We start from the raw sequence: 14,168 nt of genomic DNA, 5'->3' as shown, positions 1-14,168 counted from the left end.
GTGGGGGCCTCCGGCCGCGTCCGGAGGCCCCCACGCTCACCACTGCACCGGCGGGTCCGCCACCTCGTCCTCGGGTAGTTCCGCCGGCTCGGCCACCCACCCCGAGTAGACCGGCAGCCCATGCCACGGCCCGCCCGCCTCGTCGGTGGCCACGGCCACCACGGCGTACGGGTTCCCGAACCGCAGCTCCGCGATTCGCGCCACGCCCTCCGGCGGCAGCCCCGCCGCGACACCGAACGCGGTCACCGCGGCGGCCTCGAAGCCGTACCGCCCGAACCGGGCCACCGCCGACTGCACCGCCTCGAACGGCGGCTCCGCGAGCCCGAGCAGCGCCCCCAGCGCCCGCGCCGCCCCGTCGAAGCCGAACCCGGCCGGCGTCAGATCGTGCCGGCTCTCCGCCGACCAGCAGGGCAGCACCGCCGCGGCCCGCTCCTCCCGGCCGTCCGGGGCGAACGTCCGGGTCGGCTCCTCCCGCAGCGTCCACAGCGGCGTCTCGCCCAGCGGCAGGTCGAACAGCGACCGCCGGCCCGGCTCGGCGCCCCCCGGGACGGTGGCGGCCGTCGCGGCGAGGTCCTGCGCGGCGGCCAGCACGTCCGCCGAGGGCACGTCCGGCGCGGCGGCCACCGACACCACCAGCAGCCCGGCCCCGCCCTCCGCCGGCCGGGCCGGCGCCACATGCACCGCCACGTCGCCGGCCCGGTCGGTGGCCGCCACCCAGCAGCGGTGCCCCCAAGGCGGCGTCCGCAGCACCCGCCGCAGCCGGCCCGCCCAGGCGCTGCCGGCGCCCAACTCGCCCGCGGGCGCGACCCGGAACGGGTCGGCCCAGGACACCCGGGTGGCCAGCGCGCTGGCCAGGATCAGCAGCGTGTCCGGGGTGACGGCGACCGGGAACCGCTCGATGAGGCCGCCGGTGCGCTCCCGGGCCCAGGCGTCCAGCGTCGCCTGGTCGGGCAGCGGGCCGCGCTCGGTGCGCTCCGGCAGGCCGGCCCGCCAGGCGGCCAGCTGCTCGAAGGGGGTCCGCTCCCACAGCGCGGTGGCCGCGGCGACCAGTGGGTGCGGCTCGGCGAGCAGCGCGCGGGCCGCCGCCGCGGCATCGTCCGCGTCGGTGCCGAGCGCGTCGGTGAGCGTCGCTCTCGTCTCGCCGGTGGCCGCCGGACCGGTCAGTGCGAGCAGCAGCCAGGCGCCCAGCGGCGAGGCGACGTGGTGGGCGTCGCCGGCGGCGCGGTGCAGCCGCTCGGCGTAGTGGGCCAGGGGTGCGTGGAGTGGATTCACCGCTCCACTGTGCCGGTCGGCGGCGCACCCGGCACGCCGGTCAGGACCACAACTCGAACGGCTCGTCGATCTCCTCACCGGCCAGGAACGCCGGCAGCAGCTCCGGCAGCCGCCCCGGGTAGCAGCGCGGTTGCTCGGCGACCACGTCGGCCACCGGCCACCAGCGGAACCCGAAGTAGTCCTCCACCTCGTAATCCAGCCGTTGCGCCTCGTCCACGTCCGGCCCCGGCCCGGGCAGCCGTACCGGCACCACCACCTCGTCCTGGAGGTGCCGCCGCTGTCGGTGCCGGAAACTGGCCCGTCGCCGCCAGGTCGGCGCACCCACCTGCGCGGGCGCGACGGCGATGCCAGCCTCCTCGCGCAGCTCCCGCACGGCGGCCTCCAGGTAGGTCTCCCCGGGGTCGAGCCCGCCGCCGGGCAGCTCCCACCAGGTGCCCAGGACGGGATGGTCGGGGTCGCGGGTGTGGAACAGCAGCACCCGGTCGGTGGCGTCCAGCACCACCAGCCGGACCGCCTGCCGCTCGAACAACGGCAGGTCGCGGGGCAGCTCCGGGTCCACGGCATTCCCTCCGTCGGGGCGGTGGCGGCCGGCCGGGCCTGCGATGATGTCGATCATGTCGCAGCTCTTCGGTGAGGTGGCCGGCGCCTACCACGAGGCCCGCCCAGGCTATCCGGCCGAGATCGTCGCGGCGATCCGCGCCTACCACGGCGGGACACCCGAGCTGCTAGCCGAGGTGGGCGCCGGCAGCGGCCTGGCCACCGCCACCCTGCTCGGTCTCGGGGCGCCGACGACCTGCGTCGAGCCGGACCGCCGGATGGCCGGGGTGCTGGCCGAGCGCTTCCCCCAGGTCGACGTGGTGACGGCGGCCTTCGAGGAGTGGATCCCGCCGGCTGGCGGCGTGTCGGTGCTGGCCTGCGCCATGGCCTGGCACTGGCTCGACCCGGCCACCCGCAACCGGCGTGCACACGACGCGCTGCGTCCCGGCGGCACGCTCGCCGTCTTCGGTCACCGCTACGACTACGTCGACCCGGAGCAGCGGGCCGCCCTCCGGGCGGCGTTCGAGTCGGCCGACCCGCAACGGCAGACCGACCGCCCCGACGGCTGGTTCCACGACGACATCGCGGGCAGCGGCCTCTTCACCGACGTCCGGGCGCCGTTCTTCCGCCGCGACGTGCCGCTGGACACCGCGGCCTACCTGCGGCTGGTCAGCACCTTCTCGCCGCAGCTGCGCCGCCCGCCCGCGCTGCGCGAACGGGTGCTCGCCGCGGTGGGCGCCGCGATCGACGGGTTCGGCGGCACCGTCGTCCTCGACCTGCGCACCACGCTCGTCCTGGCCCGCCGGCCTGGCTGACCCGGCCGGCACCGGCCGGTGCCGACGCGAGCGTCACACGGCGTGCGCCTCGGCCTGCCGGCCGAAGGTGACGGCTTCGCGGACCAGCCGAGGCGCCTTCTCGGCAAGCTGCGGATCCGGGCGTGCTCCCAGCGCGTCGTTGACGGTGGAGAACGCCAGCCGGAACGCGATCCAGGTCGTCGCCTCGAAGATCTCCTGGTCGTGGAGACCCGCGTCGCGCAGGCGCTGCACGTCGGCCTCGGTCGTGGCGTTCGGGTCCTGCACCACCTGACGAGACCAGGCGGCCAGCGCGTTCTCCCGCTCGGACAGGTCGGCGTCGCCGCCCCGCAGCACCTGCGCGGCGGTCGCCTCGTCACTGAGTTCGGCGAGCCTGGCACCCCAGGCCAGCGCGCAGTAGGCGTCGTCGCGGGCGGCGGCGGTGGCGGCGACCAGCACGGCCACCTCCCTCGGTGACAGGCCGGAACCGGCCAGGAGATCAGCACGCACGGCCTGGAAGGACGCCAGCACATCGGGACGCCAGCACCAGACCCGGGTGAGGTTGTTGACATAGCCGTCGGAGGCGACGTCGCCCTCGTAGGCGGCGGTCACCGCCTGGCTCAGCGGCGGATCGGCGAGGAATGCGGCCGGACGATTCATCGGGCCAGTGTGCGGCACCCGGCGATCGCGGAGAGACCGATCAACGACAGTTCGGATGTCACGTCGCTCTTCCGTCGCTCCGGCCGGGTCCGGATGTCGCCGAGCGTCACCTCGCGGGGTCGTGCAGTGACGTCGGGGACAGTAGCGGCCGAAGCAGGGCGTCGTCGACGATCCCCGGCGACCTCCGCGCCACCCCCGCGAGGAGGTCGGCGACCTGGACCCGTGGATCGTCGCGGGAGTCGACCATCACGAGCCCGGCCAGCGGCGATGTTCCGGCCGGCAACGCACCGACCGTGCCGGCGTCCGCCGCCGACGACCCGCCGTGGCCGGCCAGCGCCTGCTGGAGGCGGGTCAACCGGTCGGCCGTGAGGGCGCTCTGCTCGTCGTGGGTCACCAGCACCTGCCGCTGTCCGCCGCTCCAGGACAGGACCGTTTCCGCCAGCGCCGGCAGCATCGGTTCCAGCGGTGGCGGGATCGACCGGTCGTCGTTGTCGAGCCTGGTCACCACAGCCCACACCCGGGGCGGGTCGAGCCCGTCGAGGACGGCGTCGGCCGGTCCGCCGAGACCGGTTCGTGCCAGCGCGTCCCGGGCCTCGAAGAACCGCTCCACGGGCCGGCGGCCCGGTGGCCGCCGTTTGTGCCGGACCAGGTCGACGAAGGCCGCCAGGAAGGCGCCCCAGTCGCCGCCGGCCGAGCGCCTCGCCCGGTAGAGAGCGAGAGCGGCCGGACGGTGCTCCTGCGTCAGGCGGGTGCCGGCCGCGTACGACGGCTCGGTCAGCAGCAGGTCCACGATCCTGGTGACGAGAAAGAACTCCTTGTCGACCAGGTGAACGGAGGCGCGGCCCCGGAGCGCCCCCAGGAACCACCCCAGCGCCTCGGCCGCGCCCGGTCCGCGAAGGAACTGCCCGGACTTGAACTCGTGCGGCGAGAACCGGAACCCGGACCGCAGCGTCGTGATCAGCTCGATGGCCTCGTCCACGCCCAGGTCGACACTCGCGTGGGTGATCACCGGGGCCGTCGAACGGAGCAGGTTGGTGCCCGAGAACCCGGACTCGTCACAGGCGATCTCGACAACGGCGCCGACCACCGCGTCGACCGGCGGGAGCCCGCCCTGAAGCGGCGTTCTCACTCCCGATCTCCCGCCATGCCGACCATGGTCGGCCGTGCACCACCGTCGAACAACCGAATTGTGCGCGGAACGGAGGGCATCGCTCGACCGGTGCGGCGTGATCCCGGCAGGCCGCGACGACCAGGCCGACTCGACCATCCCGGGCCGGCCGGCGCCTCAGTCGGAATGGGCGCCGGCCACCCGGGCCACCTCGGTCGGCAGCGCGTACGGCCGCTCGACCGGCAGCAGCGCGGTCGCGCCGGGCTCGTCGCCGGCCGTGAGCCGGGCGTGTACCGCCCGGGCCAGCGGCGTGACGTCGGTGAGGCCGACCAGCCACTCGTCGACGTACCGGCGTACCGCCTCGCCGGACAGTCCCACCTGCACCGACCGGTACGCCAGCGGGGCCAGCCGCAGCGAGCGTTCCGGGTCCCACTGCACCCGCACCGGGCTGGTCCGCAGCTGCCGCCGCCAGCTCTCCCGGTCCGGGTGCCGCCGGGGGTCGAAGTCGCTCAAGCAGGCGTGCCCGAGCGCCCACTCGAAGCCGGAGCGGCTGATCTCCACGGCGAGCACCCGCTCCTGGCCCGGCTTGAGCGCCCAGCCGCAGCGGTACATCATCCACCGGAACGAGGGCTTGATCCACGTCATCCGCTCGCGCTTGAACGGCGGCACGAACCGGCCGGCGGCCAGCGCGGCGTCGGCGATCTCGGGCCGGTACGCCTGGTAGACGGTGACGGTGTCGGCGGTGAAGGCGGCCCGGATCTGGTGGCGGGGAACGGTCACCGGGGCATCGTCGCGGAGCACCGGCCGGCGCGGCCACCGGTTTCCCCGCCTCCGCCGCCGCGCGCCCATCCGGGGCGGAGGATAGGCTGCCCGCCGTGGCAGGTCTGTTGAGGAACGTGGCGTCCCGGCTCGGCCGGATCGCCGGGGGCGCCGCCGCGCCCACCCGTACCGCCGGGCCGATCCCGGCCCAGGTCGCCCGGCGCCGCCAGGTCACCGCGCTGCAGCGGCGCGAGCTGGCGTACGCGCCGGAGCTGGACGGGCAGGCGGACCCGGGGGAGATCGTCTGGACCTGGGTGCCCTACGAGGACGACCCCCGCCAGGGCAAGGACCGGCCGGTGCTGGTGGTCGGCCGGCAGAGCCGCACCCTGTTCGGGCTGATGCTGTCCAGCCAGAGCGACCGGAACGGCCAGCGGCACTGGCTGGCGTTGGGCCCGGGGGAGTGGGACCGGGACCAGCGGCCGAGCTGGGTCCGCCTGGACCGGGTGCTCACCATGCGCGAGGACAGCATCCGCCGCGAGGGCGCGGTGCTGGACCGGCGCCGGTTCGACCGGGTGGGCCAGGCGTTGCGGGCCGGCTACGGCTGGCGCTGACGCAGGCGCTGCGGATCGGTTCGGGGCTGTAGCTGAGGCCGGCTCAGCACTCGCCGACGAGCTGGCGGGCCGCGCGGGCGGCGCCGACCGCCTTCGCCCGGTACATCGCCGCGTCGGCGCGGCACAGCGCGTCGGTGAGCTGGGTCGGGCCGTGCACGGGGGCGAGCCCGACCGACGCGGTCACCCGCACGCTGCGATGGCCCAGCGGGATCGGCGCGGCGAGCGCCTCGCAGAGCCGGCGGGTGGCGTGCTCGATCCAGCGCCGGTCCACGGTCGGGCTGACCAGCAGGCCGGCGAACTCGTCGCCGCCGAGCCGGGCGACCAGGTTGTCCCCGGCGAACGCGGCCAGCCGCTGTGCCACGCTCACCAGCACCTGGTCACCCGCGGCGTGCCCGTAGCGGTCGTTGACCTGCTTGAAGTCGTCGAGGTCGAGCACGACGGCCACCAGCGGCTTGCCGGCGGCGTCGGTGAGGAGGGTGGCGGCCAGCCGGAAGAAGGCCCGCCGGTTGGGCAGCCCGGTGAGGGGATCGTGGCTGGCCGCGTGCCGCTCGGCCGCCAGCTCGGCGTGCAGCAGCGCGATCTCGGCCTCGGCGCGCAGCGCCCGGCGGCGTAGCTGCCAGGCGGAGAGCAGGGCACCAGCCGCGGAGATGCCGGAGGCGACGGTCATCGGATCCGGCACGCGCCCTCCCTCACCGCAGTCCCCGGCCTCGCCGGACGGATGCCGGGCCGGACCTGTTCTGTCTGCTCGCAACCGGGATCCGGGTAACCGAACGTGAACGTCCGGGTACACCGCACGTGCAGTATCATGCTCGCTGTCCATTGCAGATGCAATAGCAGATGCACGTGCATCTCCGTCCTCAGTCGACAGCCCCCCGTCGCCACCCACCGCTCCTCCCCGCGGCACGGCTGGCTCTTCCCGCGAAGGACGCCCCATGCAACACCCCTCGAACGGCGTACCCACCTCCGAGCTGCCGCCGGTGCGGTGGCTGAAGAGCCGGCGCAGCAACCCGAGCGGCAACTGCGTCGAGCTGGCCGAGCTGCCGGACGGCGGCGGCATCGCGGTGCGCAACTCCCGGCATCCCGAAGGGCCGGCGCTCATCTACACGGTCGACGAGATCGCCGCCTTCGTGCTCGGTGCCCGGGACGGCGACTTCGACCACCTGATCGCGCGCCCGACGTCCCGCTGACGGGATCGTATTCCTCCGTCCGGAGGTGTTCACCTCACTGTCGGTTCATGGCATGCTTACTCCTCGCCGGGCTGGGGCGTCCGGTGAGGACAGTCGGCAAAGGACGGTCAGGTGACGACGGTGTCCGTCGAGGGAGGCCCGACCAGCGGCCCGACCGTGCTGCGCATGCTGCTCGGGGCACAGCTGCGCCGGCTCCGGGAAGGCGCCGGGGTGAGCCGGGAGAGCGCCGGCTGGGAGATCCGGTCCTCCGAGTCCAAGATCAGCCGGATGGAGCTGGGCCGGGTCGGCTTCAAGGAGCGCGACGTGGCCGACCTGCTCACGCTCTACGGCGTCGGCGCGCCCGACGAGCGGGCCGCGCTGCTCCGGCTCGCCCGCGACGCGAACAGTCCCGGCTGGTGGCAGCGCTACGGTGACGTGCTCCCCGCGTGGTTCCAGTCCTACCTGGGGCTGGAGGCCGCCGCCGCGCTGATCCGCACGTACGAGGTGCAGTTCGTCCCGGGCCTGCTCCAGACCCCCGCGTACGCCCGGGCGGTGGTCCTGCTCGGTCACCACGGCGCCCCGCCCGCGGAGATCGACCGGCGTGTGAGCCTGCGCATGGAGCGCCAGGGGCTGCTGCGCCGCAGCGACCCGCCGCAGCTCTGGGCGGTGCTCGACGAGGCGGTGCTGCGGCGGCCGGTCGGTGGTCCGGCGGTGATGCGCGAGCAGGTCGACGCGCTGATCGCGGCGACCGCCGCGCCGCACGTGCGGCTCCAGATCGTCCCGTTCGACGCGGGCGGGCACGCCGCCGCCGGCGGCGCCTTCAGCATTTTGCGCTTCGGTGACCAGGACCTGCCGGACATCGTCTACATCGAGCAGTTGACCAGCGCCGTCTACCTCGACAAGCGCGACGACCTCGACCACTACACGGGGGCCATGGAGCGGCTCTGCGGCGAGGCCGCACCGCCGGAGCGCACCCCCGAGCTGCTGTCCCGCATCCGGGGCGAGCTCTACCCGGCCTGACCGCGCCGCTTTCCCGTTGACGCCCGCCGATCGGCGGGGTAACTTCTGAATCGATACAGCACTGAATCGATTCAGAAGGGCAGACCGGTGAAGCCGACCCTGCAGGACGTCGCCAACGCGGTGGGTGTCTCCCGCAGCACCGTCTCCAACGCCTACAGCCGGCCGGACCAGCTCTCCGCCGCCCTTCGGGCGAAGATCCTCGACGCCGCGCGCCGCCTCGGCTACCCCGGCCCCGACCCGACCGCTCGATCACTGCGCCGCGGCTTCGTCGGCGCGATCGGCGTCCTCTTCACCTCCGAGCTGTCCTACGCCTTCACCGACCCGTTCGCGGTGCGCTTCCTCGCCGGCGTCGGCCAGGTGGCCGAGCAGCACGGCACCAGCCTGCTGCTGGTGCCGCTGCCGCGGGACCGCGAACGGGCCCGGGCCGCCGTGGACAACGCGGCTGTCGACGGCTTCTGCGTCTACTGCGTCGGCGACGAGGAGCACGTGCTCGGGGCGATCCGCGACCGCGGGCTGCCGCTCGTCACCACCGCGCCCGAGGCGGCCGGTCCCGCCGACCGCTTCGTCGGCATCGACGAGCGGGCCGCCGCCCGGTCCGTCGCCGCGCACGTCGCCGGTCTCGGGCACCGACGGGTGGCCCTGCTCGCCGACACCGTGCTGCCCGACGCGCCGGCCGGGCCGCTGCGGCTGGCCGATCCCGCCGACGCCCCCCATCCCACGACCCGCGGCCGGCTCACCGGCTTCGCCGACGCGTTCGCCGCGGCCGGCGTCCCGTGGTCGGCGATCACCGTGGTCAACGCCGCCGGCAACAGCCGGGCGGCCGCCACCGCGGCCATCGCCCCGGTGCTGGCCGGCGACGACCCGCCCACCGCCGTGCTGGCCTGCTCCGACGTGCTCGCGCTCGGGGTGCTCGACGCGGCCGGCCCGCACCCGGGCCTGTCCGTCACCGGCTTCGACGATGTCGCCGAGGCCGCCGAGGCGGGGCTGACCACCGTCCGGCAGCCGGCCGAGGAGAAGGGCCGGCTCGCCGCCGCACTGCTGCTGGAGCCGCCGGCCGACCCGGCCGACGGCCACCTCCTGCTCCCCACCGACCTCGTCGTCCGGACCTCTACCGGTCCCGTCCACAGGAGTTGACCATGGAACACTCCACCGGATTCGTCCTCGCCGTCGACGCCGTGACGCGGCACGTGAACTCGGCCCGCCCCGACGCCCCCGTCCGGCCCGACCGGCCCCGCACACCCCGGCTGGCGCCCACCCGGCTGGCCGCCGCGACGGCCCTGCGCCGCCTCGCCGACCGGATGGAACCGCGCCCGGCCCCCCTGCCCACCTGCCGGTCCTGAGCCGCGGGGCGGCCCGGACCGAGTGGCCGCCGCCACCCCGGCCGGCCCGGAACCGCCCGATCGGCACGCAACCGGGCACCGGGTTGGTGAGGCGCCCCTGCGGCCAGGCACACTGGACCACCATGTCGCCGTTCACGCCCTCGCTTCGGCTGCACGACCGGTACGTCCTGCGCGAGCGCATCGGGCTCGGCGGGATGTCCGAGGTCTGGCGCGCCGACGACGAGGTCCTGCACCGCCCCGTCGCGGTCAAGGCCCTCGCCACCCAGCTCGCCGCCGATCCGCAGCTGCGCGCCACCATCCAGCGCGAGGCCCGCGCCGCGGCGCGGCTCACCCACCCGCACGTGACCCAGGTGTACGACTACGGCGAGGCGACCCTGCCCGACTCCTCGGTCGTGCCCTACCTCGTGATGGAGCTGGTCGAAGGGCAGACCCTCGCCGACCGGCTGGCCGGTGGGCCGCTCGCCTGGCCGGAGGCCGTCCGGCTGGCCGGGCAGATCGCCGCCGCCCTGGCCGCCGCGCACCGGATCGGCGTGGTGCACCGCGACATCAAGCCCGGCAACGTGATGCTCACCGAGACCGGGGCCAAGGTGCTCGACTTCGGCATCGCCACCCTGGCCGGCCCGCGGCACCCCCTCGCCGGGCAGACCGGCGAGCTGCTGATGGGCACCCCGGCGTACTTCGCGCCGGAACGGATGACCCCCGGCCCGGCGAACCCGGCCAGCGACGTGTACGCCCTCGGCGCCCTGCTCTACCGCACCCTCACCGGGCGCGCCCCGCTGCCCGTGCAGACCTGGGACGACGTACTCGACGTGCGGGCCCACCGGCCCCCGGTGCCGCCGCTGCGGATCCCCGGGCTGCCCGCCGACGTCGCCGAACTCACCCTGGCCTGCCTGGACGTGGACCCGGCGCGGCGCCCCACCGCCGCCCAGCTGGCCACCCGCCTCGGCGCCGGCCAGCCGGCCGACCCGCCCACCGCGATCCTGCCCACCGTGTCCCGGCCCCAGCACCCGCCGACGCTGATCGAGCGGGCCCCCCGCTCGGTGCCGCCGCCACCGCCGCCACCCGCGCGGCCGGCCGCCCGGTCGAACCGGCTCGTCGGGGCGCTGGTCGCCGCCGGGGTGGTGCTGTTGCTCGCCCTCGTCGGCACGCTGCTGCTCGATCACGACTCCGGCACACCGACGGGCACCGGGCCGGTCGCCGGCCCGTCCACCGGCCCGTCGACCGACACGGCGCCGGCCGAGGAGCCGAGCCCGTCCGGGCCGGCCACGTCCAGCCCGGCCCGTCCCGCGCCGGTCACGCTGCGCCAGCTCGCCGCTCAGTTCGCCGAGGTGGTCGACCAGGCCGTGGCGGAGGACCGGATCGAACGGAAGACCGCGAACGACCTGCGCGAGAAGGCCGCCGAGCTGGACCGCGGCAAGCCCAAGGACCGGGCCAAGCGCGTCGACGACCTGCGCGAGCGGATCGACGACCTGGCCGAGGACGGCAAGCTCGACGACGGCACGGCCGCCGCCCTCCAGGACCTGCTCGACGCGTACGCGGGGCTGCGCGGCGACGGCCGCGGCGAGGGCTGAGTCACCCGGCTCCGGCCAGCCGCACCGGGTCGCCCGGCCGGACCCGGCCGGGTCGCACCACCTGCGCGTAGGCGCCCACGCACGGCTGCGGCCCCAGCCCGTCCAGCGGCACCACCCGGTTCAGCCGGGCCGGCACGCGCAGCGCCTCCGGGTCGCGGGGGAGCGGGCCGTGTGCCAGCGTCGGTACCGCGCAGCGGGGCGTACGGGCCAGCACCCGCAGCACCAGTTCCGCGCCGATCCGCAGCTCGCGGCCCGGCCAGTCGTTCTCCTCGAATCCGGCGCCGGCGGTGTCCAGCACCAGGTTCGGCCGGTACCGCACCGGGTCCACGGCGCCGGACGTCAGCTCCGCGCCGATCCGCCGCAGCGTCGCCGTGGTGAGCAGGTGCACCGGGGCGAAGTCGACGAAGCCACCCGGCGGCGCCGCCCCGCCGAGTCGCCCCTCGTCCACCGGCACCGGCACCGCCACCCCCGCGGCGAGCACCTCCTCCGGGCGGGACCGTTCGAGCACCGCGTCCGGCGGCGGGGTGTCGATCAGCGTCACCGGCGCGCCGAGCACCTCGGAGAGCACGTCGTCCACCCCGTCGTCGCCGGCCTCGACGCCGCGGCCGTCCGGCAGCACGATCCGCACCGCGCCGGCATCGCCGGTGGCCCGGAGCGTGGTCAGCGCCCGCCACCGGTACGGGTTCTTCGCGCTCGCCACCCGCCCCGTCTCCCGGTGCAGCAGGGCGAGCCGCCGGTCCCCGGCCAGCCCGGCCTCGTCCACGGCCACCTCGTCCAGCGGCTCACCCAGCAGCGACTTCACCGGGTAGCGGCAGATGCTCAGCACCCGCCCGATCACCGGCGGTCCGCCAGTCGTGCCGTCGGTCCCGGCGGCGCCCACGGTCGGTGTGCTCGCCATCCCCCGCTCCGTCCCGGGGGCCGGCGGCCCCACCGGCCCACCGTAGGCGGCTCGCCGGACCGTACTCAGTGGAGGGTCGCCGTCACGAGGTCCCCGACCCCCGCTCCGGCCCGGGCCACCGCCACCCCGTCCGGGGACCAGATCCCCGACCCGCCGGCCGCCTGCGCGTAGCCGCCGCCGGTGGCCCCGGCGAAGCTGGCCAACGCCACCCACACCTCGTGCGCGGTGGCGATCCGGCTGGCCCGTTCCTCGGGGACCGCCGCGTCGTCGGCGGACTCCAGTACGCCGGCCAGGTAGGCGTCCGCGCCCCGGGCCACCGTCTCCGCGGCGTGCGCAGGGATGCCGGTGTCCTTGCAGACTGCCAGGCCCAACCGCCAACCATCCACGTCGAGCACCGCCGGCTCCGGCCCCGGCCGGAAGTGTCGCGACTCCGCGCCACCCAGCCACATCTTCCGGTACGCCACCCGTGCGCCATCGCCGTCCACCGCGAGGACCGCGATGTGCCGTCCCGCCACCGGCGCGCCCGCCAGCGCCAGGGCACCGCTGTCGGCGCACGCCGCGACCAGGGGCGCGAGCCGGGTGTCGGCCGGGTTCAGCGCGTCCGCCTCCAGTTCGTACCCGGTGAGCGACAGTTCGGGGAAGACGACTACCCGCGCTCCCGCGGCCCGGACCGCGGCCGCGTGCCGCTCGGCGTTGCCGGCGACGTCGTGCGAGCGGCAGAGCGGCTGGGCGACGGCGAGGCGCAGCGGCGTACGCATGTCCCGCAGCGTAGTGGCCCGCGTTTTCGTGGTCGCCCGCCGCGTCGCCTCGTAACGTTGTCGGATGATCGGAAACGCGCAACTCCTCGTCGGTCCCCGGGTGGCGGCCCCGCGCGCCGCGGAGCCGGCCGGCGAAGGACCCGTCGGCTGGGTCACCGGCCTGGTCGAACGGCTCGGCGGCCCCGGCGCGGGCCTCGCGGTGGCCCTGGAGAACCTCTTCCCGCCCATCCCCAGCGAGGTGATCCTGCCGCTGGCCGGTTTCACCGCCAGCCAGGGGCGGATGAGCCTGATCGGGGCGATCGCGTGGACGACCCTCGGGTCGGTTCTGGGCGCGCTGGTCCTCTACCAGATCGGCGCGGCCCTCGGCCGCGACCGGATGCGGGCCCTCGTGGGCCGGCTGCCGCTGGTCAAGCTGGAGGACGTCGACCGCACGGAGGCGTGGTTCCTCCGGCACGGCGTCAAGGCCGTGTTCTTCGGCCGGATGATTCCGATCTTCCGCAGTCTCGTGTCCATCCCGGCCGGCGTGGAACGGATGCCCGTGCCGGTCTTCCTGCTCTACACCGCACTGGGCAGCCTCATCTGGAACAGCGCCTTCGTGCTCGCCGGCTACCTGCTCGGCGAGAACTGGCACGTCGTCGAGGCGTACGTCGGGACGCTGCAGAACGTGGTCATCGTGGCGTGCGTGGGCGGGGTCGGCTGGTTCGTGGTCAGCCGGGTGCGCCGTTCGCGCCGCTCCCGCCCCGCCTCGGCCGAGCCGCCCCGCGGCACCCTGTACCGGGGCGGCTGGTGGACGCCCGAGGAGTCCGACGACCGCTGAGGTCGCACCCGCCCGGTTCACGCCCGGTCGGCATGGTGGCGGTGTCCGGGTGGGGTGAATTCGCCGGTCTGAAAGTCGGTCGTGCCCGCCCTCCCCGGCGCGGGTGGCGGTGCCCATCTCCTCGCCTTTGCTCTGCAGCCGCGGACGCAACGCTGACGGCCCCGAAGTGTTGCGCCCGTGGCTGCAGAGCAAAGGGCCGAGCGGGTGAGTGGGTGTGGCTGGGGTTGGGCAGGTCTCGGCCGCGGGGTGTATGTCCGGTGCGCGTCCCGGCTCGACCGATGAGTGGAACGCTACGTGTGTATCCGAGGTCCGGATACCCACACAGCGTTCCACTGACGGGCCTCACTTGCCCTGCCGGGGGAGTGGTCTGCCGGGTGTCGTGGCCGGCGAATGCGAGGCGGAGTGTTCTGCGGGTCCTGGCTAACGGATGTGGGGCGGCGGGTGTCCGGCCTGGCAATGTGGGCGGGGTGTCCGTTTCGCGGGTGACCGGCGGCGCCCTGGTGGCGGAATGGCTGGTGGGTGGGGGTCGTTATACCCGGTGCACGGCCGAGGACCACGCCCCGCCCTGCGGGGTGGCCGGTCGCCCCGCCGATCGAGGTGGGTGTGCCGGGCCCGGAATGATGGCGGGCCTCCGGTCGTTGTACATGGTCCCGGCGCTGCGAAGAGGCCCCGCCCCGCGCGCCGGATGATCCCCCCTGAGACTTTCCCCCCTTTGAGCGCCTGACGTGGTGCTTGCGCACACCGCCCCAGCCGACCCCCGTCGGCGTGTGTGCGCCAACCCCCGAGGAGCTTTCTCATGAACACGATGCTGCGTAAGAGTGTGCTGGGTATTGCTGGTCTGGCTTTCACCGGTGGTGTCT

General features: G+C 75.3%; 16 protein-coding genes. 8 read left to right on the top strand and 8 right to left on the bottom strand.

The window, feature by feature from the left end; all coding sequences use genetic code 11:
- Positions 1-36 precede the first annotated feature (36 nt).
- Both ABZW14_RS20330 and ABZW14_RS20325 read right to left on the bottom strand, forming a co-directional pair.
- Positions 37-1,272, bottom strand: coding sequence for a hypothetical protein (locus ABZW14_RS20330; protein ID WP_355348538.1), 1,236 nt, complete (start codon positions 1,270-1,272; stop codon positions 37-39).
- A gap of 40 nt (positions 1,273-1,312) precedes the next feature.
- Positions 1,313-1,888 carry an NUDIX domain-containing protein gene (locus ABZW14_RS20325; RefSeq protein ID WP_355348535.1) on the bottom strand — a complete coding sequence of 192 codons (576 nt, stop codon included), beginning with the start codon at positions 1,886-1,888 and terminating at the stop codon, positions 1,313-1,315.
- Between ABZW14_RS20325 and ABZW14_RS20320 the strand changes: the two genes are divergently transcribed.
- Positions 1,887-2,624 (top strand): class I SAM-dependent methyltransferase, encoded by a 738-nt coding sequence (locus tag ABZW14_RS20320; protein WP_355348532.1) that lies wholly within the window; start codon positions 1,887-1,889, stop codon positions 2,622-2,624. The genes ABZW14_RS20325 and ABZW14_RS20320 overlap by 2 nt on opposite strands.
- A gap of 33 nt (positions 2,625-2,657) precedes the next feature.
- On the opposite strand, the gene ABZW14_RS20315 is transcribed toward ABZW14_RS20320, so the two are convergent.
- The 3 genes from ABZW14_RS20315 to ABZW14_RS20305 form a co-directional block, all read right to left on the bottom strand.
- Entirely contained in the window at positions 2,658-3,260 is a 603-nt protein-coding gene (locus ABZW14_RS20315; RefSeq protein ID WP_355348529.1) for a hypothetical protein, read from the bottom strand.
- A 106-nt stretch (positions 3,261-3,366) separates the two neighbouring features.
- Positions 3,367-4,389 carry a hypothetical protein gene (locus ABZW14_RS20310; RefSeq protein WP_355348526.1) on the bottom strand — a complete coding sequence of 341 codons (1,023 nt, stop codon included), beginning with the start codon at positions 4,387-4,389 and terminating at the stop codon, positions 3,367-3,369.
- 156 nt (positions 4,390-4,545) lie between these two features.
- Positions 4,546-5,148 (bottom strand): DUF4291 domain-containing protein, encoded by a 603-nt coding sequence (locus ABZW14_RS20305; RefSeq protein WP_355348523.1) that lies wholly within the window; start codon positions 5,146-5,148, stop codon positions 4,546-4,548.
- 95 nt (positions 5,149-5,243) lie between these two features.
- Between ABZW14_RS20305 and ABZW14_RS20300 the strand changes: the two genes are divergently transcribed.
- A complete protein-coding gene (locus ABZW14_RS20300) occupies positions 5,244-5,738 on the top strand; it encodes a type II toxin-antitoxin system PemK/MazF family toxin (RefSeq protein WP_355348520.1) in 495 nt (164 codons plus the stop codon).
- A gap of 43 nt (positions 5,739-5,781) precedes the next feature.
- On the opposite strand, the gene ABZW14_RS20295 is transcribed toward ABZW14_RS20300, so the two are convergent.
- On the bottom strand, positions 5,782-6,417 hold the full coding sequence (locus tag ABZW14_RS20295) for a GGDEF domain-containing protein (protein ID WP_355348517.1): 636 nt from the start codon (positions 6,415-6,417) through the stop codon (positions 5,782-5,784).
- Between the two features lie 253 nt (positions 6,418-6,670).
- Here ABZW14_RS20295 and ABZW14_RS20290 point away from each other — a divergent pair, with 253 nt between their 5' ends.
- The 5 genes from ABZW14_RS20290 (at position 6,671) to ABZW14_RS20270 (ending at position 10,835) form a co-directional block, all read left to right on the top strand.
- A complete protein-coding gene (locus ABZW14_RS20290) occupies positions 6,671-6,925 on the top strand; it encodes a DUF397 domain-containing protein (protein WP_355348514.1) in 255 nt (84 codons plus the stop codon).
- A gap of 111 nt (positions 6,926-7,036) precedes the next feature.
- Entirely contained in the window at positions 7,037-7,924 is an 888-nt protein-coding gene (locus tag ABZW14_RS20285; protein WP_355348511.1) for a helix-turn-helix transcriptional regulator, read from the top strand.
- A gap of 87 nt (positions 7,925-8,011) precedes the next feature.
- Positions 8,012-9,058 carry a LacI family DNA-binding transcriptional regulator gene (locus tag ABZW14_RS20280; RefSeq protein ID WP_355348508.1) on the top strand — a complete coding sequence of 349 codons (1,047 nt, stop codon included), beginning with the start codon at positions 8,012-8,014 and terminating at the stop codon, positions 9,056-9,058.
- A gap of 2 nt (positions 9,059-9,060) precedes the next feature.
- Positions 9,061-9,264 carry a hypothetical protein gene (locus ABZW14_RS20275; RefSeq protein WP_355348505.1) on the top strand — a complete coding sequence of 68 codons (204 nt, stop codon included), beginning with the start codon at positions 9,061-9,063 and terminating at the stop codon, positions 9,262-9,264.
- Between the two features lie 122 nt (positions 9,265-9,386).
- Positions 9,387-10,835: a serine/threonine-protein kinase gene (locus tag ABZW14_RS20270; RefSeq protein ID WP_355348502.1), complete on the top strand. Its 1,449-nt coding sequence runs from the start codon at positions 9,387-9,389 to the stop codon at positions 10,833-10,835.
- Between the two features lies 1 nt (position 10,836).
- On the opposite strand, the gene ABZW14_RS20265 is transcribed toward ABZW14_RS20270, so the two are convergent.
- Together ABZW14_RS20265 and ABZW14_RS20260 are read right to left on the bottom strand one after the other, a co-directional pair.
- Positions 10,837-11,733: an MOSC domain-containing protein gene (locus ABZW14_RS20265; protein ID WP_355348499.1), complete on the bottom strand. Its 897-nt coding sequence runs from the start codon at positions 11,731-11,733 to the stop codon at positions 10,837-10,839.
- A gap of 65 nt (positions 11,734-11,798) precedes the next feature.
- The gene (locus tag ABZW14_RS20260) at positions 11,799-12,491 is read right to left on the bottom strand and encodes a carbon-nitrogen hydrolase family protein (protein ID WP_355348496.1); all 693 of its coding nucleotides are present in this window, start codon (positions 12,489-12,491) and stop codon (positions 11,799-11,801) included.
- A 64-nt stretch (positions 12,492-12,555) separates the two neighbouring features.
- On the opposite strand from ABZW14_RS20260, the gene ABZW14_RS20255 reads away from it, so the two are divergent.
- A complete protein-coding gene (locus tag ABZW14_RS20255) occupies positions 12,556-13,308 on the top strand; it encodes a DedA family protein (RefSeq protein WP_355348493.1) in 753 nt (250 codons plus the stop codon).
- Positions 13,309-14,168 lie beyond the last annotated feature (860 nt).

It is taken from the genome of Micromonospora sp. NPDC004551 (genome assembly GCF_040609975.1).
In the GTDB taxonomy this organism is placed as follows: Bacteria; Actinomycetota; Actinomycetes; order Mycobacteriales; family Micromonosporaceae; genus Micromonospora.
This window is presented reverse-complemented; position numbering and strand designations above follow the sequence as displayed.